Source organism: Vogesella fluminis, from assembly GCF_014652335.1.
In the GTDB taxonomy this organism is placed as follows: Bacteria; Pseudomonadota; Gammaproteobacteria; order Burkholderiales; family Chromobacteriaceae; genus Vogesella; species Vogesella fluminis.
Map to the genome: position 1 here is coordinate 1 of NZ_BMYP01000040.1, position 22326 is coordinate 22326.

Annotated in this window: 36 protein-coding genes and 1 tRNA gene; 7 read left to right on the forward strand and 30 right to left on the reverse strand. The window is 56.7% G+C overall.

What is annotated here, in order from left to right; translation table 11 throughout:
* The first annotated feature begins 336 nt into the window (after positions 1-336).
* The 7 genes from IE083_RS13120 to lnt all read left to right on the forward strand — a co-directional run bounded on the left by IE083_RS13120 (position 337) and on the right by lnt (position 6128).
* Positions 337-413 (forward strand) — tRNA-Met (locus IE083_RS13120).
* Between the two features lie 195 nt (positions 414-608).
* Positions 609-1955, forward strand: coding sequence for a tRNA (N6-isopentenyl adenosine(37)-C2)-methylthiotransferase MiaB (miaB, locus tag IE083_RS13125; protein ID WP_189354286.1), 1347 nt, complete (start codon positions 609-611; stop codon positions 1953-1955).
* A gap of 3 nt (positions 1956-1958) precedes the next feature.
* Positions 1959-2300, forward strand: a complete 342-nt coding sequence (locus IE083_RS13130; RefSeq protein ID WP_189354288.1) for a hypothetical protein — start codon at positions 1959-1961, stop codon at positions 2298-2300.
* Positions 2297-3259 (forward strand): PhoH family protein, encoded by a 963-nt coding sequence (locus IE083_RS13135; protein ID WP_189354291.1) that lies wholly within the window; start codon positions 2297-2299, stop codon positions 3257-3259. Before IE083_RS13130 ends, IE083_RS13135 begins: the two co-directional genes overlap by 4 nt.
* A complete protein-coding gene (gene ybeY / locus IE083_RS13140; RefSeq protein ID WP_189354294.1) occupies positions 3246-3755 on the forward strand; it encodes an rRNA maturation RNase YbeY in 510 nt (169 codons plus the stop codon). Before IE083_RS13135 ends, ybeY begins: the two co-directional genes overlap by 14 nt.
* A 9-nt stretch (positions 3756-3764) precedes the next feature.
* A complete protein-coding gene (locus IE083_RS13145) occupies positions 3765-4607 on the forward strand; it encodes a CorC family transporter (RefSeq protein ID WP_189354297.1) in 843 nt (280 codons plus the stop codon).
* Positions 4608-6128 carry an apolipoprotein N-acyltransferase gene (lnt, locus tag IE083_RS13150; RefSeq protein WP_189354300.1) on the forward strand — a complete coding sequence of 507 codons (1521 nt, stop codon included), beginning with the start codon at positions 4608-4610 and terminating at the stop codon, positions 6126-6128.
* Positions 6129-6433: 305 nt separating this feature from the next.
* Here the strand turns inward: lnt and IE083_RS13155 are convergent, their stop codons facing one another.
* From IE083_RS13155 to rpsJ, 30 genes are all read right to left on the reverse strand, one after another.
* Entirely contained in the window at positions 6434-8074 is a 1641-nt protein-coding gene (locus tag IE083_RS13155; protein ID WP_189354303.1) for a methyl-accepting chemotaxis protein, read from the reverse strand.
* Positions 8075-8362: 288 nt separating this feature from the next.
* Positions 8363-8752, reverse strand: a complete 390-nt coding sequence (gene rplQ, locus IE083_RS13160) for a 50S ribosomal protein L17 (protein ID WP_189354306.1) — start codon at positions 8750-8752, stop codon at positions 8363-8365.
* A 22-nt stretch (positions 8753-8774) separates the two neighbouring features.
* Positions 8775-9758, reverse strand: a complete 984-nt coding sequence (locus tag IE083_RS13165; RefSeq protein ID WP_120809396.1) for a DNA-directed RNA polymerase subunit alpha — start codon at positions 9756-9758, stop codon at positions 8775-8777.
* Positions 9759-9781: 23 nt separating this feature from the next.
* Positions 9782-10402 (reverse strand): 30S ribosomal protein S4, encoded by a 621-nt coding sequence (gene rpsD / locus IE083_RS13170; protein WP_189354308.1) that lies wholly within the window; start codon positions 10400-10402, stop codon positions 9782-9784.
* Between the two features lie 18 nt (positions 10403-10420).
* Positions 10421-10816, reverse strand: coding sequence for a 30S ribosomal protein S11 (gene rpsK, locus IE083_RS13175; RefSeq protein ID WP_017507353.1), 396 nt, complete (start codon positions 10814-10816; stop codon positions 10421-10423).
* A 15-nt stretch (positions 10817-10831) separates the two neighbouring features.
* Positions 10832-11194 carry a 30S ribosomal protein S13 gene (gene rpsM, locus IE083_RS13180; RefSeq protein ID WP_047967689.1) on the reverse strand — a complete coding sequence of 121 codons (363 nt, stop codon included), beginning with the start codon at positions 11192-11194 and terminating at the stop codon, positions 10832-10834.
* A gap of 70 nt (positions 11195-11264) precedes the next feature.
* Positions 11265-11378 (reverse strand): 50S ribosomal protein L36, encoded by a 114-nt coding sequence (gene rpmJ / locus IE083_RS13185; protein WP_011137711.1) that lies wholly within the window; start codon positions 11376-11378, stop codon positions 11265-11267.
* Positions 11379-11413: 35 nt separating this feature from the next.
* The gene (infA, locus tag IE083_RS13190) at positions 11414-11632 is read right to left on the reverse strand and encodes a translation initiation factor IF-1 (RefSeq protein WP_047967690.1); all 219 of its coding nucleotides are present in this window, start codon (positions 11630-11632) and stop codon (positions 11414-11416) included.
* 19 nt (positions 11633-11651) lie between these two features.
* A complete protein-coding gene (gene secY / locus IE083_RS13195; protein ID WP_189354311.1) occupies positions 11652-12968 on the reverse strand; it encodes a preprotein translocase subunit SecY in 1317 nt (438 codons plus the stop codon).
* Between the two features lie 10 nt (positions 12969-12978).
* The gene (rplO, locus tag IE083_RS13200) at positions 12979-13413 is read right to left on the reverse strand and encodes a 50S ribosomal protein L15 (RefSeq protein WP_047967692.1); all 435 of its coding nucleotides are present in this window, start codon (positions 13411-13413) and stop codon (positions 12979-12981) included.
* A gap of 1 nt (position 13414) precedes the next feature.
* Positions 13415-13600 carry a 50S ribosomal protein L30 gene (gene rpmD, locus IE083_RS13205; protein ID WP_047967693.1) on the reverse strand — a complete coding sequence of 62 codons (186 nt, stop codon included), beginning with the start codon at positions 13598-13600 and terminating at the stop codon, positions 13415-13417.
* Positions 13593-14111, reverse strand: a complete 519-nt coding sequence (gene rpsE, locus IE083_RS13210; protein ID WP_189354314.1) for a 30S ribosomal protein S5 — start codon at positions 14109-14111, stop codon at positions 13593-13595. The genes rpmD and rpsE overlap by 8 nt, the downstream gene beginning before the upstream one ends.
* 12 nt (positions 14112-14123) lie before the next feature.
* Positions 14124-14477 carry a 50S ribosomal protein L18 gene (rplR, locus tag IE083_RS13215; protein ID WP_189354316.1) on the reverse strand — a complete coding sequence of 118 codons (354 nt, stop codon included), beginning with the start codon at positions 14475-14477 and terminating at the stop codon, positions 14124-14126.
* A 13-nt stretch (positions 14478-14490) separates the two neighbouring features.
* On the reverse strand, positions 14491-15024 hold the full coding sequence (rplF, locus tag IE083_RS13220; protein ID WP_189354319.1) for a 50S ribosomal protein L6: 534 nt from the start codon (positions 15022-15024) through the stop codon (positions 14491-14493).
* Positions 15025-15036: 12 nt separating this feature from the next.
* Entirely contained in the window at positions 15037-15432 is a 396-nt protein-coding gene (gene rpsH / locus IE083_RS13225; protein ID WP_047967697.1) for a 30S ribosomal protein S8, read from the reverse strand.
* A gap of 13 nt (positions 15433-15445) precedes the next feature.
* Positions 15446-15751, reverse strand: a complete 306-nt coding sequence (gene rpsN / locus IE083_RS13230) for a 30S ribosomal protein S14 (RefSeq protein WP_189354322.1) — start codon at positions 15749-15751, stop codon at positions 15446-15448.
* 4 nt (positions 15752-15755) lie between these two features.
* Positions 15756-16295, reverse strand: a complete 540-nt coding sequence (rplE, locus tag IE083_RS13235) for a 50S ribosomal protein L5 (protein WP_047967711.1) — start codon at positions 16293-16295, stop codon at positions 15756-15758.
* Between the two features lie 9 nt (positions 16296-16304).
* Positions 16305-16619, reverse strand: a complete 315-nt coding sequence (gene rplX / locus IE083_RS13240; protein ID WP_047967698.1) for a 50S ribosomal protein L24 — start codon at positions 16617-16619, stop codon at positions 16305-16307.
* 11 nt (positions 16620-16630) lie between these two features.
* Positions 16631-16999, reverse strand: coding sequence for a 50S ribosomal protein L14 (gene rplN, locus IE083_RS13245; protein ID WP_047967699.1), 369 nt, complete (start codon positions 16997-16999; stop codon positions 16631-16633).
* A 189-nt stretch (positions 17000-17188) separates the two neighbouring features.
* Positions 17189-17446 (reverse strand): 30S ribosomal protein S17, encoded by a 258-nt coding sequence (gene rpsQ / locus IE083_RS13250; protein WP_047967700.1) that lies wholly within the window; start codon positions 17444-17446, stop codon positions 17189-17191.
* 1 nt (position 17447) lies between these two features.
* Entirely contained in the window at positions 17448-17636 is a 189-nt protein-coding gene (gene rpmC, locus IE083_RS13255; protein WP_047967701.1) for a 50S ribosomal protein L29, read from the reverse strand.
* Positions 17633-18052 carry a 50S ribosomal protein L16 gene (gene rplP, locus IE083_RS13260; RefSeq protein WP_047967702.1) on the reverse strand — a complete coding sequence of 140 codons (420 nt, stop codon included), beginning with the start codon at positions 18050-18052 and terminating at the stop codon, positions 17633-17635. Before rplP ends, rpmC begins: the two co-directional genes overlap by 4 nt.
* A complete protein-coding gene (rpsC, locus tag IE083_RS13265; RefSeq protein ID WP_189354325.1) occupies positions 18036-18740 on the reverse strand; it encodes a 30S ribosomal protein S3 in 705 nt (234 codons plus the stop codon). Before rpsC ends, rplP begins: the two co-directional genes overlap by 17 nt.
* 10 nt (positions 18741-18750) lie before the next feature.
* Positions 18751-19080 carry a 50S ribosomal protein L22 gene (rplV, locus tag IE083_RS13270; RefSeq protein ID WP_047967704.1) on the reverse strand — a complete coding sequence of 110 codons (330 nt, stop codon included), beginning with the start codon at positions 19078-19080 and terminating at the stop codon, positions 18751-18753.
* Between the two features lie 9 nt (positions 19081-19089).
* On the reverse strand, positions 19090-19368 hold the full coding sequence (gene rpsS, locus IE083_RS13275) for a 30S ribosomal protein S19 (protein ID WP_047967705.1): 279 nt from the start codon (positions 19366-19368) through the stop codon (positions 19090-19092).
* Positions 19369-19375: 7 nt separating this feature from the next.
* Complete coding sequence (gene rplB, locus IE083_RS13280; RefSeq protein ID WP_189354328.1) at positions 19376-20209, reverse strand: 50S ribosomal protein L2; 834 nt, start codon at positions 20207-20209, stop codon at positions 19376-19378.
* A gap of 11 nt (positions 20210-20220) precedes the next feature.
* Positions 20221-20529: a 50S ribosomal protein L23 gene (rplW, locus tag IE083_RS13285; protein WP_189354330.1), complete on the reverse strand. Its 309-nt coding sequence runs from the start codon at positions 20527-20529 to the stop codon at positions 20221-20223.
* Entirely contained in the window at positions 20526-21146 is a 621-nt protein-coding gene (rplD, locus tag IE083_RS13290) for a 50S ribosomal protein L4 (RefSeq protein ID WP_047967713.1), read from the reverse strand. Before rplD ends, rplW begins: the two co-directional genes overlap by 4 nt.
* On the reverse strand, positions 21146-21790 hold the full coding sequence (rplC, locus tag IE083_RS13295) for a 50S ribosomal protein L3 (protein WP_189354333.1): 645 nt from the start codon (positions 21788-21790) through the stop codon (positions 21146-21148). The genes rplD and rplC overlap by 1 nt, the downstream gene beginning before the upstream one ends.
* 143 nt (positions 21791-21933) lie before the next feature.
* Positions 21934-22245, reverse strand: a complete 312-nt coding sequence (rpsJ, locus tag IE083_RS13300; protein ID WP_047967708.1) for a 30S ribosomal protein S10 — start codon at positions 22243-22245, stop codon at positions 21934-21936.
* Positions 22246-22326 lie beyond the last annotated feature (81 nt).

Sequence of the window (22326 nt, forward strand, 5' to 3'; positions counted from 1 at the left end):
CCTGGAAAACCGGACCGGAGTTCGGCCCTGAAATTTACACCACCTTGACGGACGCTATCGAATGTTGCCATGTATCGTTACCCTATCAAGTACAACTGCACAATGTACTTGCAGTGTACTTGCAAACGAGGTATTTCAGTCAACTACAGGCAACACCCACCCACAGGAACAATCTCATAAATCATTGATAAAATTGTAAAATATAAAACTTCGCAACAGGCATCAACGCAAAGAAACCATAATACGCACAGAATCATAATCCGCAGGTCCGGGGTTCGAGTCCCTGATTCGCCACCACTCTACTCTTTCGAAGCATTGCCTCTGGCAGTGCTTCATGGCGAATTAGCTCAGTCGGTTAGAGCGACGGAATCATAATCCGCAGGTCCGGGGTTCGAGTCCCTGATTCGCCACCAGTTTAAAAGCCAGCAGCAATGCTGGCTTTTTCCGTTTCCGCGCCGGCACACGCCCGGCCCGCGACATCCCCAAGCCCTGCCAGCCGTGCTAAAATCGGCGCAAGCTATTCATTTGCCAGCAAAAACCGTTCGCAAGCCCGTGGTCGCTTGCTTTGGCGGCCCCTGCTGGCATTTCTCATTTACAGTGTGCCCAGCATGAAAAAGGTTTACATCAAGACATTCGGTTGCCAGATGAACGAGTACGACTCCGACAAGATGGTCGACGTGCTCGGCAGCAGCGAAGGCATGATCAAGACGGAAAACCCGGAAGACGCCGACGTGATCCTGTTCAACACCTGCAGCGTGCGCGAGAAGGCGCAGGAAAAGGTGTTCTCCGATCTCGGCCGCATCCGGCCGCTGAAAGAGGCCAACCCCAACCTGATCATCGGCGTCGGCGGCTGTGTCGCGTCGCAGGAAGGCGACACCATCGTCAAGCGCGCGCCCTACGTCGACGTGGTGTTCGGACCGCAGACGCTGCACCGCCTGCCGGAACTGATCAAGAGCCGGCAGCAAAGCGGCAACGCCCAGGTCGACATTTCCTTCCCCGAAATCGAGAAGTTCGATCACCTGCCGACGGCCAAGGTCGACGGCGCCGCGGCGATGGTGTCGGTGATGGAAGGCTGTTCCAAGTACTGCTCGTTCTGCGTGGTGCCGTACACCCGCGGCGAGGAGGTGTCGCGCCCGTTCGACGACGTGCTGACCGAGATCGCCGGCCTCGCAGCGCAGGGGGTGAAGGAAATCACCCTGCTGGGCCAGAACGTCAACGCCTACCGCGGCCTGATGGCCGACGGCCAAGATGGAACAGACCTCGCCGATTTCGCGCTGCTGCTGGAGTACGTGCACGAGATTCCCGGCATCGAGCGCATGCGCTTCACCACCAGCCATCCGCGCGAATTCAGCCAGCGCATCATCGACTGCTACGCACGCCTGCCCAAGCTGGTCTCGCACCTCCACCTGCCGGTACAGAGCGGCTCCGACCGTACGCTGATGGCGATGAAACGCGGCTACACCGCGCTGGAATACAAGTCCATCATCCGCAAGCTGCGCGCCATCCGCCCCGACCTGTGCCTGTCGTCGGACTTCATCGTCGGCTTCCCCGGCGAAACCGAGGCCGATTTCGAGCAGACGCTGAAGCTAGTGAAAGACATGGCCTTCGATTTCAGCTATGTGTTCATCTACAGCCCGCGTCCAGGCACCCCTGCGGCCAACCTTGCCGACGACACCCCGCACAGCGAGAAGGTGCGGCGCCTGGAGGCGCTGAACGAGGTGATCGAGGCCGAAGGCTTCCGCATCAACCAGGGCATGCTCGGCAGCGTGCAGCGCGTGCTGGTACAGAACATCTCGAAGAAGGACCCGTCGATGCTGGCCGGGCGTACCGCCAACAACCGCGTGGTCAACTTTGTCGGCCAGCCGCGGCTGATCAACCAGCTGGTCGACGTGGTGATTACCGAAGCCAACCCGCATTCGCTGGGCGGCGAACTGCTGCTGCGTGAAAGTGACTAAACCATGCGCCTGCTACTTGTGATGTTGCCCCTGCTGGCCGCCTGTGCCAGCCTGCCACCGGCCGATCCGGCGACCATGGACTGCGCGGCGCTGACGCAGGCGCTTGCGCAAACGCGGCAGCAGCTGCAGGATGAGCGACAGGCGCCACGCAGCCCGGTGCAGCTCAATATCGGGCTGGGCGGCGCCATCGGCAGCCACGGCAGCGCCGGCATCGGTTTCGGCGTGCCGCTGGGCACCGCGCAACCGGACCCGCAGCGCATCGCCGGGCTTGAACGCAGGCTGCTGCAATTGCAGCAGCGATACCAGCAACGGCAATGTCCGCCCCAGACGACCACCAGTCCATGACCCAACCTCACAGTAGCCACAGCTTTACCCCTGTCGATAACGAACGTCTGGCCCGCCTGTGCGGCGCACTGGACGAGAACCTGAAACAGATCGAAACCGGGCTGGATGTCAGCATCCAGCGCCGCGGCGAGCAGTTCAGCCTGCGTGGCGAACAGGCCGGCCGCGCACTGAGCCTGCTACAGCGCTTTTATGCGCTGGCGGAAAAGCGCGAGCTGTCGATCCAGGACATCCAGCTGGGACTGGTCGAGGCGCGGCAGCACAATCCGCAGGACGAGACGGACGACACCCCGCCCCTGCACACCCGCCGCCGCGACCTGAAGGGCCGCACCCCGCGCCAGAGCCGCTACATCCAGGCCATCTTCAGCCACGACATTACCTTCGGCATCGGCCCGGCCGGCACCGGCAAGACCTATCTCGCCGTCGCCTGCGCGGTGGACGCGATGGAGCGCGATGCGGTGAAGCGCATCGTGCTGGTGCGCCCAGCGGTGGAAGCCGGCGAGAAGCTGGGCTTTTTGCCCGGTGATCTGGCACAGAAGGTCGATCCCTACCTGCGCCCGCTGTACGACGCACTGTACGACCTGATGGGCTTCGACAAGGTCGCCAAGCTGTTCGAGAAGAACCTGATCGAGATCGCGCCGCTGGCCTATATGCGCGGCCGCACGCTGAACAACGCCTTCATCATCCTCGACGAGGCGCAGAACACCACGCCGGAACAGATGAAGATGTTCCTCACCCGCATCGGCTTCGGTTCGCGTGCGGTGATCACCGGCGACGTGACCCAGATCGACCTCGCCCGCCACCAGAAGAGCGGCCTGGTCGAAGTCGAGCGCATCCTGAGCCAGGTGCGCGGCATCCATTTCCACCATTTCCAGAGCGACGACGTGGTGCGCCACCCGCTGGTGCAGAAGATCGTCGACGCCTACGACCGTTACCAGATCCAAGAAAATGAAGACCGCTAAACGCAATCAAGTGCTGCAAAGGTTGGCCGCACGGCTGGACCTGACCCTCGAAGACCGGCTGGAGGCCGAACAGCCGCTGCCGGCAGGCAAGCAGTGGCGCCGCTGGTGCCAGGTCGCGCTGCAGCGCGACGTGCACCAGGCCCAGATTTCACTGGTGGTGGTCGACGAGGCCGAAGGTCGCGCGCTGAACCGCGACTACCGCGGCAAGGACTACGCCACCAACGTGCTGAGCTTTGCGCTGAACGAGGGCGACACCGTCGCCGGCATGCCGCTGTTCGGCGACCTGGTGTTCTGCGCGCCGGTGGTGGCGCGCGAGGCCGCCGAGCAGGGCAAGAGCCTGGACGCGCACTACGCCCACCTCACCGTGCACGGCATGCTGCACCTGCAGGGCTTCGATCACGAAGCCGACAACGAGGCCGAGGCGATGGAAGCGCTTGAAACCGTCATCCTCGGCAAGTTAGGCTATACCGATCCTTACGCCGCAGAGAAACCCTGACCCGACACCATGGACGATTATTCCAGTAAACCCGCGCCCAACTGGTTCGAGCGCCTGCTCAACCGCTTCACCCACGAACCGGAAGACCGCGAAGAGCTGGTTTCCCAGCTGCATGCCGCCTTCGAGCGCAATGTGCTGGACGCCGAAGCGCTGTCGATGATCGAAGGCGTGCTGTCCTTCTCCGAGCGCACCGTGCGCGAGGTGATGGTGCAGCGCAGCCAGATGGACGTGATCCGCCTGTCCGAACCGATGGAAAAGCTGCTGTCGCACGTGATCGAGGCCGGCCATTCGCGCTTCCCGGTGATCGGCGAGGACAAGGACGACGTGCAGGGCATCCTGCTGAGCAAGGACCTGCTGCGCTACTTCCTGACCCCCAACGATTTCGACCTGCAGAAGACGCTGCGCCCGGTGGTATTCGTGCCGGAGAGCAAACGACTCGACGGCCTCTTGCGCGAGTTCCGCGCCACCAAGACGCACATGGCGATCGTGGTCGACGAATACGGTGGCGTGTCCGGGCTGATCACCATCGAGGACGTGCTGGAAGTGATCGTCGGCGACATCGACGACGAGCACGACCTGATCGAGTCGGAAGACGACATCGTGCCGGTGCGCGGCGAGCGCTACCGCGTGCTGGCCACCACCAGCATCGACGACTTCAACGACTTCTTCGAGTGCGCGCTGCCGGACGACGAGGTCGACACCATCGGCGGCCTGGTCACCGCCAATCTCGGCTACGTGCCGGTACGCGGCGAGGGTCTGCAGCTGCAGGACTGGCACTTCACCGTGATCCGCGCCGACAGCCGCCGGCTGCAGGCGCTGCTGGTCGAGCGCCGCCCGCAGGCAGCACGCTAGATGCGGCGCACCCTCGGCTATCCACTGCTGGCGCTGTCGGCCGGCGCCGCCAGCGTGTTCGCCTTCGCCCCCTACCGCCTGTTCCTGCTGATGCCGCTGCTGCTGGCGCTGCTGCTGGAACTGGTGCAACGTTGGCCGCAACGCGCCTTCCTGCTCGGCTACGCCTGGGCGCTGGCCGCCTATACCAGCAATTTCTACTGGATCTACATCAGCCTGCACGACATCGGCGGCATGCCGGCGCCGATGGCCGGCGCCATGACGCTGCTGCTGCCGGCCTGGCTCGCGCTGTTCCCGGCGCTGGCGGTGTGGCTGGCCTGCCGCATCGGCACCAACAGCGCTAGCCGCTGGCTGCTGCTATTCCCGGCCTTGTGGACGCTGGGCGAGTGGCTGCGCAGCTGGATGCTGACCGGCTTCCCGTGGGGCGCCATCGGCTACAGCCAGATCACCGAAAGCCCGCTTGCCGGCCTGGCTGCCGTCACCGGCATCCACGGCGTCACCTATGCCGTGGCGCTGTCCGCCGCCATCCTGATGCTGCTGCCGCGCTGGCGCCGCCTGCCACAGCTGGCGCTACTGGGGCTGGCCACCGCGCTGTGGGGCGGCGGCGCCTGGCTGCAGCAACAGCAGTGGACCAGCCCCAGCGGCAAACCGCTGGCGGTGTCGCTGCTGCAGGGCAATATCCCGCAATCGCTGAAATGGGACCCGGCCACTTTCGAACTGACGCTGAGCACCTACTACCGCATGGTGGCCAGCGCGCCGCCATCCGACCTGCTGCTGCTGCCGGAAACCGCGCTGCCGGTGTTCCTCGACGACCTCCCCTCCGGTTACCTCACCATGATCAACGGCGACGCCAGCCGCCGCCAAGCGACGCTGATCACCGGCATTCCGCGCCGCACCGACGACGGCAGCGGCTATCTCAACGCGGTGGTGGCGCTGAACGATCCGGCGCAGCCCTACTACGCCAAGAACCACCTGGTGCCGTTCGGCGAGTTCATCCCGCTGCCGGCGGTGACTAGCTGGATCTACCGCTTCATGGACATGCCACTGTCCGGCTTCAGCCGCGGTGGCGACAAGCAGACGCCGCTGGCGGTGGCCGACCAGCGCATCGCCTTCAACGTCTGCTACGAGGACGGCTTCGGCGAGGAGCTGATCGGTCCCGCCGCCGGCGCCACCATGCTCGCCAACGTCAGCAACCTGGCCTGGTTCGGCAGCAGCAACGCGATGAGCCAGCAGCTGCAGCTGTCGCAGGCGCGGGTGCTGGAAACCGGGCGTCCGATGCTGCGCGCCACCAATACCGGCATGACCGCGGTGATCGATGCCAATGGCGAGGTGCAGACCGTGGCGGCACCGGACACGCGGCAGACATTGACGGCACGGGTACAGGGCCGCAGCGGGCTGACACCCTACATGCGCTATGGCAATGCGCCGGTGCTGTGGAGCTGTGTGGCACTGCTGCTGGCCGGCATCACACTGCACGGCTGGCAGCGCTATCGCCGCCAATCACTGGCTGCGGGATCGGCATAGGGGGCAGCCCTGAGGCCGCGCCCCTGCCACACCACCCGGCATGCGGGTCCGCACCGGACGGTTCAAGAAGTTGAGGTTATGAGAGTCGGGGTACTCCGAGTCGGTCAAAGTAGGCAATTGTCAGCACCGTTTTCAGCAGCCGGTCGCTGTTGCGCCACCAGCAGCGGGCACTTGCCGCCACTCGTTGCGCCACATGAGGAGTGCGCCCATGCTGGGCGCACCATGAACAAAGCCCGGCGCAAGGCGTCGGGCTTTTTGCTGCTGACAAGGTTGGCCGCAAACCTGCAGCCAACCTTGCCATACCGTCATACGTGGAAACGTGACACCATCTGCCGCAGATTGCCGGTCAGGCCATTCAACTCATCGATGGCGCCAGAGGCGCGACTGGCAGCGCCGGCATTCTGTGCCGCCGCCTGCGCAATCTGCTCGACATGACGGGTGATCTCCTCGCTGGCGTGCCCCTGCTCCGACAACGCCTGTGAAATATCATTCACCACCGCCACCACGCCACCGGCGCTGTCGCGAATCTGGCGGATCGACTCGCCCCCCTTCTCCGCCAGCGCCAACCCGGATTTCACCCGCTCCACCGCCTCTTCCATATTGCTGCGCGACGCCTCGGAGCCATTCTGTATCTCGCGGATCATGACCGCGATCTCCTGCGTCGCCTGGCCGGTGCGCTCCGACAGCTTGCGCACCTCGTCAGCAACTACGGCAAAGCCCCGGCCCAGCTCACCGGCCCGTGCTGCCTCGATCGCCGCATTCAGCGCCAGCAGATTGGTCTGATCAGCAATATCCTTGATTACCTGCATGATGGTGGAGATGGTCTGCGTCTTGCTGACCAGATCACCGATGGTCAATGCGGCCTGATCCACCGATTCGTTGATGCGGTGCATCTCGTCCACTGCGCGCGAGATCACCTCGCCGCCGGTATTGGACAACTGCCCGGAGCTGGCCGATACCGCGTGCGCATGGCTGGCCAGTTCGGAAATCTGCTTGATGCTGGCAGTCAGTTCCTCAATCGAGGCCGCCATATCGGTTGCGGCCCGACTTTGCTGCTCAGAGCCGGTTGCCACTGCCGTCGCGCTGCCGGCGATATTGCCTGCCATACCGGTCAGACTGTTGCTGCTGTCGGCAATACCGCCGACCAGCTCGCGCAGGTGCTGCTGCATGTCGGCCACCGCCGCCAGCAGACTATCCTTGTCGCCAGCCGCTACCGGCACCACGGCATTGAGCTGGCCCTGGGCTATCTGCCGCACCACATCGCGGGTCAGCGCCGGTTCACCGCCCAGCTGCTGCATCACGCTACGGCGGGTCAGGTAACCGATCAGCACCACCAGCAGCAACGCGACAAATATCTCGGCAAACAGCAGCAGTGCTGTATTGCGCAGCGCCAGCGCCACATCGTCAAGATAAATGCCGGTACCCACCACCCAGCCCCACTTGCCACTGGTGGCGATGTAGGACAGCTTGGGCTGCGGCTGGTCAAAGCCCGGCTTGTCCCATACGTAGGACACGAAACTGCGGCCGTTGCCGTCGCGTACCGCCGTCTCGAACAGCTCACCAAGGTTGACACCGGTCGGATCCTTGACGGTCTTCAGGCTGGTGCCGGCCAGTTGCGGCTTGGCACCGTGTGCCACCCACACCCAGCCCGGATCAAAGGCAAAGAAATACTCGCGCTCGTCGTAGCGCATATTGTTGAGCACGGAGATCGCCTGCCGCTTGGCATCGGCCTCGGACAGCTTGCCGGCAGCCGCCAGCTCTTCATAGCCCTTGATCAGGGTAACCGCGCTCTCCACCAGATTGCGCACCTTGGCCTGGCGGTCGGCGTACAGCGAGGCGCGCTCGAAGTACAGCGTGATGCCGCCGATGATACAGAGCAGCACCGCTACCAGTACCACCTGCAATTGCAAACGGCGCCTCAATGATATCGTCCCGTGACTGCTCATCGCTACTCTCCTTGTCGTTTTATGTCGCCATGTGTACCGGCGTGTTTATCCATTATCACGAGCTGCAAGTTGCCACCAGGGCAATTGCCTCTTCTGTAGCATTTAACCAGAAAAAACCCTGTCCATGACCAGGCAAAGCAGAGAAATAGGGCAAACCCTCATTCCACCCGCAAGCGGCCAAAAACAATCAGATGGATGGCGTTCTCGGCCGGGCTGTTGTCGATATCCGTATGTTCTCAGCAGAAAGCAAAAAAGCCGGCTTGCGCCGGCTTTTTTGCTTGAAGCTGCTTACTCAGCAGCCTCTACCGCAGCTGCTTCTTCTGCACGATCCACCAGTTCAACCAGTGCCATCGGAGCGTTGTCGCCCTGACGGAAGCCGTACTTCAGAATACGCACATAGCCACCATTGCGGTTGGCAAAACGTGGGCCGAGTTCGTCAAACAGTTTTACAACCATTTCACGATCACGAGTGCGGTCAAAAGCCAGACGACGGTTGGCCAGCGATGGCTTCTTACCCAGGGTAATCAGCGGCTCGGCAACACGGCGCAGTTCTTTGGCCTTTGGCAGAGTAGTCACGATAACTTCGTGACGCAGCAACGAGTTAGCCATGTTGCGAAGCATCGCAAGGCGGTGGCTGCTCGTACGGTTCAATTTACGATTACTGTTACGATGACGCATTTTAGTGTCCTTTTATCCCGACTTACGGCTTCTCAAGACCAGCCGGAGGCCAGTTCTCAAGTTTCATGCCAAGGGTCAGGCCTTTAGAAGCGAGAACTTCCTTGATCTCATTGAGAGACTTGCGACCAAGGTTCGGAGTCTTCAGCAGCTCGGTTTCCGTACGCTGAATGAGATCACCGATATAGTAAATGTTCTCTGCCTTCAGACAGTTGGCGGAACGTACCGTAAGTTCGAGATCGTCAACCGGGCGCAGCAAGATCGGATCGATCGGCGGAGCCTTTTCAACGATTTCCTCGACTGCGGTGCCTTGCAAGTCTGCAAAAATCGACAACTGATCAACCAGGATGCGGGCAGCAATACGTACTGCTTCTTCCGGCTCGATCACGCCATTGGTCTCGATGTCCAGCACCAGACGGTCAAGGTCTGTACGCTGCTCCACACGGGCGCTTTCAACATTGAAGCTGCAGCGGTTCACCGGGGAGAACGAAGCATCGAGCTGGATGGTGCCGATGGTACGGTTGTCATCATGGCTGATGCGGGCGGAAACCGGCTGGTAGCCGCGGCCCTTTTCAACTTTGACTTCCATATCAATCTTGCCGCCAACCGACAGGTTGCAGATGACGTGATCAGGGTTGATCACTTCAACATCGTGCGGCAATTCCAGATCACCAGCCAGGACAGGGCCTTCGCCTTCCTTTTTCAGGGAAAGAATGACACTGTCACGACCATGCAGTTTGAGTACTACACCCTTCAGGTTCAGAAGGATGTCTACAACATCCTCCCGAACACCATCAAGAGCGGAATACTCATGCAAAACGCCAGCAATAGTAACTTCGGTCGGTGCGTAACCAGGCATCGACGAGAGCAGGATCCGGCGCAGGGCATTACCCAGAGTATGGGCATAACCACGCTCGAACGGCTCCATCGACACACGGGCGTGTGTAGCCGAAACCGGCTGCACATCGATCAAACGCGGTTTCAGAAATTCCGAAGCGCTGTTTTGCATAGTCATTCCTTAAGAGCTAGCGATTACTTGGAGTAATATTCCACAACGAGCTGCTCGTTGATATCGCTAGACAGCTCGGAACGCTCAGGAGCAGTCTTGAAGACACCTTCCATCTTCTTGCTGTCAACAGCGACCCATGCCGGGAAGCCGATTTGCTCAGCCAGCGCCAAGCCTTCCTGAATACGCACTTGCTTCTTGGACTTTTCGCGAATAGCAACAACGTCGCCTGCTTTCACCTGGAAAGAAGGAATATTCACAATCTGACCATTCACAGTGATAGCCTTATGGCTAACCAGCTGGCGTGCCTCAGCACGGGTAGAACCAAAGCCCATGCGATAAACAACGTTATCCAGACGTGCTTCCAGAATTTTCAGCAGGTTCTCACCGGTGGAGCCTTGACGACGAGCTGCTTCAGCAAAGTACTTACGGAATTGACGTTCCATAATGCCGTAAATACGACGAACTTTCTGCTTTTCACGCAGCTGTACACCATAGTCAGACAGACGGCCTTTTTTTGCGCCGTGCTGACCTGGAGGGGTATCAAGCTTACACTTGGAATCAAGTGCGCGACGGGCACTCTTCAGGAAGAGATCAGTCCCTTCGCGACGAGCAAGCTTACATTTTGGGCCAATATAACGTGCCATGTTCTCAGACTCTCCGGATTAGATACGACGTTTCTTGGGAGGGCGACATCCGTTGTGTGGTACCGGAGTCACGTCGGAGATGCTGGTAACTTTGAAGCCAAGGGCGTTCAGGGCACGCACGGAGGATTCACGACCAGGGCCTGGGCCCTTGATACGAACCTCAAGGTTCTTTACACCATATTCTTGGGCAACTTTACCAGCGTGCTCTGCAGCTACCTGAGCTGCAAACGGTGTACTTTTACGCGAGCCTTTAAAACCAGCACCGCCGGAGGTAGCCCAAGACAAAGCATTCCCTTGACGGTCAGTGATGGTGATGATGGTGTTATTAAAGGAAGCGTGAACGTGGACGATGCCATCGCTTACGCTTTTGCGTACCTTTTTGCGTACACGCACTGCTGTGTTTGCTTTAGCCATTATCTATGTTCCTTATTACTTCTTGCCGGCGATCGGCTTGCGCGGACCCTTGCGGGTACGTGCATTCGTGCGGGTGCGCTGACCACGGCAAGGCAGACCGCGACGATGGCGGAAACCGCGATAAGAACCCATGTCCATCAAACGCTTGATGCTCATGGTAATTTCGCGACGCAGGTCACCTTCAACAGTGAACTTGCTGACTTCTACACGCAGAGATTCCATCTCGGCTTCGGTCAAATCCTTGATCTTGGAAGAAGGATTAACGCTCGCGGAAGCACAGATGAGCTTCGCACGAGTAGAACCGATGCCATAGATAGCCTGCAGGCCGATAACGGCATGCGCATGATTGGGGATATTTACCCCTGCAATACGGGCCATTCTCTTTCCTTAAGCTTTACGGGCTTGAAAAGGTTGCGATTGTAACATACGAAAACCAAGCTAACAAATATCAGCCTTGTTTTTGTTTGTGACGCGGATCAGTGCAGATCACTCGTACTACACGGTTGCGACGAATGATTTTGCAGTTACGGCAAATTTTCTTTACCGAAGGTTGTACACGCATTTCAGTTCCTTTCTATCTGAAAAGAGCAAGTGCGACTACTTCGCACGGAACACAATACGGGCACGGGACAAGTCATAAGGTGTCATTTCTACTGTCACCTTATCTCCCGGCAGGATGCGGATGTAATGCATCCGCATCTTACCGGAGATATACCCAAGCACGATGTGTCCATTTTCGAGCTTGACCTTGAAAGTCGCACTAGGCAAATTTTCCAGGATCTCGCCCTGCATCTGGATGGTATCTTCTTTAGCCATAAAACTGCTACCGTGACCGTCAGCGACCGGATGTGCCCTTGAAGTTGGCCTTCTTGAGCAATCCATCATACTGGTGGGACAGCACGTAGGACTGAACTTGCGCCATGAAGTCCATTGTCACAACGACAATGATCAGCAGCGAGGTTCCACCAAAGTAGAATGGCACATTCCATTTCAGGATCAGAAACTCAGGCAGCAAGCAAACCAGCGTGATGTAGATCGCACCAATAAGTGTTAGACGAAGAATGATTTTCTCAATGTAACGCGACGTCTGCTCACCCGGACGAATACCCGGAATGAACGCGCCACTTTTCTTCAGGTTATCTGCCGTTTCCTTAGGGTTGAACACAAGGGCGGTATAGAAGTAACAGAAGAAAACGATAGCAGCAGCATAGAGCAGAACATACAGCGGCTGACCAGGATGCAATTTGTCTGCAACAGACTTCAGCACACCCAAGCCTTCGGTATTACCAAACCAGCCCAGTACAGTTGCCGGGAAAAGAATGATGCTGGATGCAAAAATTGGCGGGATCACCCCGGCCATATTCAGCTTCAGCGGCATATGCGTCGACTGGCCCTGCATCACGCGGTTACCAACCTGTCGCTTGGCGTAGTTAACCAGCACCTTACGTTGGCCACGTTCAACGAACACCACCAGGTAAGTGACGGCAATCACGCCCGCAAACAAGGCAATCGCCAGCAGGATGGACAAGGAGCCTTGGCTAGCCAAGGTCAATGTCTGCCCGATCGATCCGGGAATGCCAGCGGCAATACCCGAACAGATGATCAACGAAATACCATTTCCCAAACCACGTTCGGTAATCTGCTCGCCCAGCCACATGAGGAACATGGTGCCGGTGACCAGGGTTACCACCGTCGTTACATAAAACTCGGCCTGACCACTCAGCACCAGCTCCGGCTGCTTGAACAGCATGACAGCAATACCGAAACTCTGGAATGTAGCCAAAAAGAGCGTTGCATAACGCGTGTACTGAGTGATTTTGCGACGGCCAGCATCACCCTCCTTCTTCAACTGCTTCAGCGTTGGAACAATTTCTGAAGCGAGTTGAAGAATGATGGAGGCGGAGATGTACGGCATGATGCCCAAGGCAAATACCGAAAATCTCGACAGGGCACCGCCCGAGAACATGTTGAACATGTCAAGCAGGCCCGTCTGTGACGACTGGAACAACTTCGCTAGTTCTACCGGATTGATACCAGGCACCGGAACGTGGGCACCGATGCGATAAACAATCAGCGCGCCGATCAAAAAGAAAATCCGCTGCTTGAGGTCACCAAATTTACTGGCATTACCAACTAGAGAAGCATTCGCCACGAGCTTTACCTTATTCTACGAAGCTACCGCCAGCGGCTTCGATTGCAGCCTTGGCACCAGCGGTGGCAGCAATGCCACGCAGTTTAAGAGCACGCTCAACCTTGCCGGACAGGATGACTTTTGCGCCCAGAGCCTGCGTCGGTACGATACCGGCTTGCTTCAGGGACAACAGGTCGATCTCGTCAACTGGCATGAGCGCCAGTTCGGACAAGCGAACTTCGGCTACATCGCCAGCAGTCAGGGACTTGAAGCCACGCTTCGGCAGGCGACGTTGCAGAGGCATCTGACCGCCTTCGAAACCTACCTTGTGGAAGCCACCAGCACGGCTCTTCTGACCTTTGTGGCCACGGCCAGCAGTCTTGCCCAGACCGCTACCGATACCACGACCCACGCGACGCTTTGCGTGTTTGGCACCGGCTGCAGGCTTAATAGTATTCAGCAGCATATTAACCCTCGCTCTTAACCAGGTAGCTGATCTTGTTGATCATGCCACGGTTAGCAGGAGTATCAATCACTTCAACGACTTGGTTGATCTTCTTCAGACCCAGACCATTCGCGCAAGCTTTATGAGACTCGATGCGACCAATCAGACTCTTAACCAGAGTCACGCGGATTTTTTTAACATCACTCATGATCCGCTCCCAGAATCTGAGCAACGGTCAGGCCACGCTTCGCAGCGATCTGCGAAGGAGTCACCATTTTGCTCAAACCGTCAATCGTGGCGCGAACCACGTTGTACGGGTTGGTGGAACCATGGATCTTGGCAGTAACGTTGTGTACGCCCAGTGCTTCGAATACAGCGCGCATCGGACCACCAGCTTTAACACCGGCACCCTCTTTAGCAGGCTGCATGAACACAGTGGTCGCACCGTGCTTGCCGACAACAGCATGATGGATGGTGCCGTTTTTCAGCGGAACCTTGATCATGTTGCGACGAGCCTGTTCCATACCTTTTTGCACGGCAACCGGCACTTCTTTCGAACGCCCTTTGCCCATGCCAATACCACCGTCAGCATCGCCAACTACGGTCAGAGCCGAGAAGGCCATGATACGACCGCCTTTCACCACTTTGGTGACGCGGTTTACGCCGATCATCTTCTCGATCAGACCATCGCCACGATCTTCGATCTCGTGCTTAGCCATTCTTAACTCCGATTAGAATACAAGACCGTTTTCACGGGCTGCGTCAGCCAGGGCTTTGATACGGCCATGGTATTTAAAACCCGAACGATCGAAAGCAACTTGGTTGATACCAGCAGCCTTAGCTTTTTCAGCAATGTTCTTGCCAACAACCGAAGCAGCAGCGGTGTTACCGCCATTGCTCAGGTCGGCGCGCACGGCGGACTCCAGGGAGGAGGCGCTAGCCAGAACAACATTACCGGTTGCGTCAATCACTTGAGCATAGATATGGCTGTTAGTGCGATGAACGCACAGACGAGCCACCTTGAGCTCCGCAATACGGGCACGGGTTTTACGTGCGCGGCGGAGTCGAGTCTGTTTCTTGTCCATTTCAGGGCCTCAATTACTTCTTCTTGGTTTCTTTCAGAACCACAACCTCGTCGGCATAACGTACACCCTTGCCCTTATAAGGCTCTGGAGAACGATAAGCACGGATCTCGGCTGCGACCTGGCCAACCAACTGCTTGTTGGCACCCTTGATCAAAATTTCGGTCTGAGTCGGGGTTTCACACTTGATGCCGGCTGGCATGGTGTGAACAACCGGGTGCGAGAAACCAAGGGACAGGTTGAGTGCTTCACCCTGAGCTTGAGCGCGGTAACCCACACCCACCAGGTTCAGCTTCTTCTCGAAACCCTTGCTAACACCAATGACCATGTTGTTCAGCAGAGCACGCAGTGTCCCGGACATGGAACGTGCGAACTTGCTGTCGTTCTTGGCGGCAAATTCGAGCTGGTTATCAACCAGCTTGACTTCAACATCAGCACACAGTGCCGTGCTCAAAGAGCCGAGAGCGCCTTTTACAGTCACTTCTTCAGCACCGAATTTCACTTCTACGCCAGCAGGGATGACTACCGGGTTTTTTGCTACGCGAGACATTCAACCCTCCGATTAGGCTACGACGCAGAGCAGTTCGCCGCCGATACCGGCTGCACGTGCTTTACGATCAGTCATCACACCACTTGAAGTCGAAACGATAGCGACGCCAAGACCGTTCATTACTTTAGGAATCTCGTTGGAACCCTTGTAAACGCGCAGACCTGGACGCGAAACGCGCTCGATCTTCTCGATTACCGGACGACCAACGTAGTACTTCAATTCGATTTCCAGAACCGGCTTTTTATCAGCATCGGTAACAGAAAAAGTCTCGATATAACCCTCTTCCTTCAACACCTGAGCAATAGCCACCTTCAGCTTGGAAGAAGGCATTGCGACAACGGCTTTAGCAGCACGCTGGGCGTTGCGGATACGAGTCAACATATCGGAGATAGGATCTTGCATGCTCATTCTGTATCTCCTATTACCAGCTGGCTTTAGTCACGCCCGGGATCTCGCCTTTCATGGCGAGTTCGCGCAGCTTGTTACGTGCCAGACCGAATTTACGGAATACACCGCGAGGGCGACCAGTCAGTGCGCAGCGACGACGCTGGCGAACCGGGCTAGCATTACGCGGCAGGGTCTGCAGTTGCAGACGAGCAGCAAAACGCTCTTCTTCGGACAGGTTCTGGTTATTGATGGTAGCGAGGAGCGCTTCACGCTTGCCGGCGTACTTAGCCACGAGCTTAGCGCGCTTCTCTTCACGATTAATCAAAGCTAGAGTTGCCATGTGCTTAGCCCTTGAACGGGAATTTGAACGCAGCCAGCAAAGCGCGGGCTTCCTCATCGGTCTTTGCGGTAGTGGTGATGGTGATGTTCATACCACGCAAAGCGTCGATTTTGTCGTATTCGATTTCCGGGAAAATGATCTGCTCTTTAACGCCCATGTTGTAGTTACCACGGCCGTCGAAAGACTTGGCAGAAACGCCACGGAAGTCGCGTACGCGAGGCAGCGAGATCGTTACCAGACGATCCAGGAACTCGTACATGCGTTCACGACGCAGGGTCACTTTGCAACCAACCGGGTAGTGGTCACGGATCTTGAAGCCCGCGATCGACTTACGTGCGGTAGTCACAACAGGCTTCTGACCGGCAATCTTTTCCAGGTCGGAAACAGCGTGATCCATGACTTTCTTGTCAGCTACAGCCTCGCCCACGCCCATGTTGAGAGTAATCTTCTCAATGCGTGGAACTTCCATCAGGGACTTGTAACCGAACTGTTTTACCAGCTCTGGTACAACAGTGTTTTTGTAAAAATCGTACAGACGTGCCATCTTCACCCCTTACGCGCCGATAACTTCGCCGGTGGATTTGAAGATACGCACCTTGCGGCCGTCCTCAAGCACCTTGAAGCCTACGCGGTCAGCTTTCTGGCTACCCGCATTGAAAATAGCGACGTTAGATACATCAATCGGCATAGTCTTTTCAACGATGCCACCAGCGACACCACGTACTGGATTAGGCTTCTGGTGTTTTTTCACCAGATTGATGCCTTCCACTACGACTTTGCCTTCCAGGACACGCAGAACGGAACCGCGCTTGCCCTTGTCTTTACCGGTGATTACTACGACTTCATCACCTTTACGAATTTTGCGCATCTGTGGTCTCCTTACAGCACTTCTGGCGCGAGCGAAACGATCTTCATGAAACGCTCGGTACGAAGCTCACGAGTCACCGGCCCGAAAATACGGGTACCAATAGGCTCCAGCTTGTTGTTCAGAAGAACTGCAGCGTTGCCATCAAACTTGATGAGCGAACCGTCAGGACGGCGAACGCCCTTGGCAGTGCGCACGACAACGGCATTGTATACATCACCTTTTTTCACGCGACCGCGAGGTGCTGCATCCTTGATGCTCACCTTGATGATGTCGCCCACGCCAGCGTAGCGACGCTTGGAGCCGCCCAACACCTTGATGCACATAACGGAACGCGCACCAGTGTTGTCTGCAACATCCAAAATGGACTGCATTTGAATCATTTGATTACCTTTCTATCCAACTTAATTCCGTCACTTTCCTTCACCTTCGGGAAGATGAAAGAAACGCCACCTGAAGTAAGGCGGCGTATCCAACGGCCAGTCTTGGACCCCGTAAGGGATGACTTCGGCTGAACACCGAATCACACATTATACAGAGGGGCAAGCCCCTCTGCAAGCATTACACACAGATTAAACTGCGCGCTCTACCAGTGAGGTCACAACCCAAGTTTTCGTCCGGGAGAGTGGACGAGTTTCGCTGATCACAACGAGGTCGCCAGTTTTGTACTGGTTGGTTTCGTCATGAGCGTGAAACTTTTTGGAGCGACGAACAATTTTACCGTAGATAGGGTGCTTGACTTTGCGCTCTACCAGGACAGTAACGGTCTTGTTCATCTTATCGCTGACTACTTTGCCGACCAGCGTGCGGACTACTTTAGTTTCGCTCATCTCAGGCAGCCTTTTCTTTCAGAACAGTGCGGGTACGGGCGATATCGCGACGCACCTTTTTCAGCTCACTATTCTTGGCGAGCTGTTGAGTTGCGTGCTGCATGCGCAGTGCGAATTGCGCCTTCAGCAAACCAAGCAACTCAGCCTTCAGCTCATCAACACTTTTCGCTCTCAGTTCGGATGCTTTCATTGCTGACCCACCTGTTTAATTACAAACACTGTCGGAATAGGCAACTTGGCGGCTGCAAGACGGAAGGCTTCGCGTGCCAGTTCTTCGGCAACACCGTCCATCTCGTACAACATTTTGCCTGGCTGGATTTCGGCCACGAAGTATTCCGGACTACCCTTACCCCCACCCATACGAACTTCAGCTGGCTTGGAAGTGATTGGCTTGTCCGGGAACACACGGATCCAGATGCGACCGCCACGCTTGATGTGACGAGTCATGGCACGACGAGCCGCTTCGATTTGACGGGCAGTCAGACGACCACGACCGATCGCTTTCAAACCAAAATCGCCGAAGCTAACTTTGTTGCCGCGGGTCGCGATACCAGTATTGCGACCTTTCTGCTGTTTACGGTATTTCAGTCTAGTTGGCTGCAGCATTTCGAGCTCCTGCCTTTCTGGATTTCTTCTCTGGTGCTACAGGGGCAGCCGGGGCTTGACCCGGCTTGATGTCGCCCTTGTATACCCATACCTTGATGCCGATAACACCGTAGGTGGTGTGAGCTTCAGAAGTAGCGTAGTCAACATCTGCACGCAGAGTGTGCAGAGGCACGCGGCCTTCGCGGTACCATTCGCTACGAGCGATATCGATACCATTCAGACGACCGGAGCTCATGATCTTGATGCCCTGAGCACCCATGCGCATTGCATTTTGCATGGAACGCTTCATGGCACGACGGAACATCACGCGCTTTTCCAACTGCGAGGCGATGCCGTCGGCGATGATCTGGGCATCGATCTCTGGCTTGCGGACTTCTTCGATATTGACGTGCACAGGCACACCAAGACGACGCTGCAGTTCTTTCTTCAGAACTTCAATGTCTTCGCCTTTTTTACCGATAACAACACCTGGGCGGGCGCTGTGAATGGTAATACGTGCGGACTTGGCTGGACGCTCGATAACAACACGACCTACCGAAGCGTGCGCCAGGCGCTTCTTCAGAAACTCGCGTACTTCGATGTCTTGCTTCAGCTGGCCGGCAAAGTCATGCGAATTTGCAAACCATTTGGAAGACCAGTTTTTAGTCACTGCGAGACGGAAACCCGTCGGATGAATCTTCTGACCCATAGCTTACCCCTTAGTTGCCAACACTGAGCGTGATATGGCAGGTCTGCTTCTCGATGCGATTACCGCGGCCTTTGGCACGGGCGGAGAAACGCTTGAGGCTAGGACCCTTATCAACGTAGATGGAAGTCACCTTGAGGGTGTCGATATCAGCGCCTTCGTTATGCTCAGCATTGGCGATAGCGGACTCAAGCACCTTCTTGATGAGCGCGGCACCCTTTTTCGGGCTGAAGGTCAGGATATTCAGTGCCTGGCCGACGGCTTGGCCGCGGATCAGGTCTGCAACCAGACGGCATTTTTGTGCCGACAGGCGTGCATTATTAAGTTGTGCAGAAACTCTCATCGCATCACCTTATTTCTTCTTGGCCTTCTTGTCAGCCGCGTGGCCTTTGAAGGTACGAGTCAGCGAGAATTCACCGAGCTTGTGGCCAACCATGTTTTCGGAAACATACACCGGAACGTGCGTACGACCGTTATGAACCGCAATAGTCAGACCGATGAAGTCAGGCAAAATCGTCGAACGGCGCGACCAAGTCTTGATTGGACGCTTGTCGCTCGTTGCACGTACCGCATCCACTTTTTTCAGCAGGTGCAGATCAACGAACGGGCCTTTTTTAAGCGAACGTGCCATAGCTCAATTACCCTTTATTCGAGAAGCGACGACGTACAATCATGTTGTCAGTGCGCTTGTTACGACGTGTACGGAAGCCCTTAGTCGGGGTACCCCACGGACTAACAGGAACACGACCCTCACCTGTACGGCCTTCACCACCACCGTGCGGGTGGTCAACCGGGTTCATGGCAGTACCGCGAACGGTTGGGCGGATACCGCGCCAACGGTTTGCACCGGCCTTGCCAATCTTGCGCAGGCTATGCTCTTCATTGCCCACTTCGCCAACAGTGGCGCGGCAGTCAACGTGTACACGACGGATCTCGCCAGAGCGCAGACGCAGCTGAGCGTAGATGCCTTCACGAGCCAGCAGCATGGCAGAGCAACCGGCGGAACGGGCAATTTGTGCGCCCTTGCCTGGTTGCAGCTCGATGCAGTGAATAGTGGTACCAACCGGAATATTACGGATTGGCAAAGCATTACCAGCCTTGATCGGGGCTTCAGAGCCGGACATCAGCTCAGCACCAACCTTCACGCCGCGCGGGGCAATGATGTAGCGACGCTCACCATCCGCGTAACACAGCAGGGCGATGTTGGCCGTACGGTTCGGATCGTATTCGATACGCTCAACCTTGGCCGGAATCGCGTCTTTGTTACGACGGAAGTCGATGATGCGATAGTGTTTCTTGTGACCACCACCCATATGACGAGTGGTGATATGGCCGTTGTTATTACGGCCACCGGTCGAGCTTTTCTTCTCAACCAGTGCGGCGTGCGGGCGGCCTTTGTACAGATCAGGGTTTACCACCTTGACCATAGCGCGGCGACCAGCGGACGTCGGTTTTACTTTTACCAGAGCCATAGTCTATCTCCTTATTCCGCAGCAACAGGGGTAGCGGTCAGGTCGATTTCTTGACCTTGGGCCAGGCTTACATAAGCCTTCTTCCAGTCTTTGCGCTTGCCGACAAAACGGCCAAAGCGCTTGGACTTGCCCTTGACATTCAGCGTGGAAACGCCATCAACCTTGACATTGAACAGCAGTTCAACAGCAGCCTTGATTTCAGGCTTGGTTGCATTGGCAGCTACACGCAATACCACCTGCTGGTTTTTCTCGGCAACCATGGTGCTCTTTTCAGAAACCACTGGTGCCAAAATTACTTGCAGCAAACGTTCCTGATTCATGCCCATTGCTCCTCGAGTTGCTTGATGGCATCACGGGTGATGACAACCTTCTTGAAACGAACAAGGCTGAACGGATCAGCTTGTTGAGCTTCAATCACCAGGACGTTTGGCAAGTTGCGGGAAGACAGATACAGGTTCTCGTCGAGCTCGCCAGTGATGAACAGAGCACGATCCAGACCCAAGGATTTCACCTTGGCGGCAAATTCCTTTGTCTTTGGTGTTTCAACTGTCAGGCTGTCCACGACGATCAGACGCTCGTCACGTACCAGTTGCGACAGGATCGTAGCCATACCGGCACGGTATTGCTTACGGTTAACCTTGTGCGTGAAGTTTTCGTCAGGCGAATTCGGGAACGCACGACCACCACCACGCCACAGGGGCGAGGAAGTCATACCGGCACGAGCACGACCGGTACCCTTTTGGCGGAATGGTTTTTTGGTGGAGTGCTTTACTTCAGCACGAGTCAACTGCGCACGATTACCACTGCGCGCATTTGCCAAGAATGCAGTTACTACCTGATGCACCAGCGCTTCGTTGTAGTCACGGGCGAAGAGTGCTTCAGAGGCTTGCAGGGCTTCAACTTGCTGGCCCTGGGCGTTGATCACTTTCAATTCCATCATGCACCTGCCTTCACGCTAGGACGCACCACTACATCACCGTTCTTGGCACCAGGTACAGCACCCTTCACCAGAAGCAGTTGACGCTCCACATCAACACGGACAACTTCGAGGCACTGGATAGTGCTCTTGGTATTGCCGTACTGGCCAGCCATGCGCTTACCCGGGAAAACGCGACCCGGATCTTGAGCCTGACCGATGGAACCGGCGGAGTTGTGAGAAACAGAGTTACCGTGCGAAGCGCGGTTGGAACTGAAGTTGTGACGCTTGATGGCGCCGGAGAAGCCCTTACCTTTCGAGGTACCAGTAATATCGACCAATTGGCCAACCTGGAAAATCTCGACGGAGATGGCATCACCAACGTTCAGCGATGCCAGGGCCTCTGCAGACAGAGGGAACTCGCGCATAACGCGAGCGGCATCAACGCCAGCTTTGGCAAAGTGACCGGCCTGAGCCTTGGTTACACGATTTGCCTTGCGAACACCTGCTGCAACCTGAACGGCAGTGTAGCCATCAGTTTCAGCAGTCTTTACTTGCGATACGCGGTTTGCGGACATATCCAGCACAGTTACCGGGATGGTTGCGCCATCTTCAGCAAAAATGCGGGTCATGCCGACTTTGCGACCGACCAGACCTAAAGTCATGTTTATTTCCTTTACAGGCGCCGATTACGATTGACCGGCTTACTCAAAAGAAAAGCGGACTCACCACAATGGTGAGTCCGCTAATGTAACAATAAAATTCAATAACCGCAAGCACTTAGCTCACGATGCATGAAATAGTGCTGTTACTGTAGCTTGATTTCTACATCCACACCGGCTGGCAGGTCCAGCTTCATCAGCGCATCAACAGTCTTGTCAGTCGGATCAACGATGTCCATCAAACGCAGGTGCGTACGGATTTCCAGCTGATCGCGGGACGACTTGTTAACGTGCGGGGAACGCAGGATGTTGAAACGCTCGATTTTGGTCGGCAGCGGAACCGGGCCCTTGACAACGGCACCAGTGCGCTTGGCAGTTTCAACGATTTCCTGTGCGGAGCGGTCGATCAGGTTGTAATCGAAAGCTTTCAGGCGGATACGGATTTTTTGGCTTTGCATATCGTTCTCGGCTTCCGATTAGGCGATGATTTTGGCAACAACGCCAGCACCAACGGTGCGACCACCTTCACGAATGGCGAA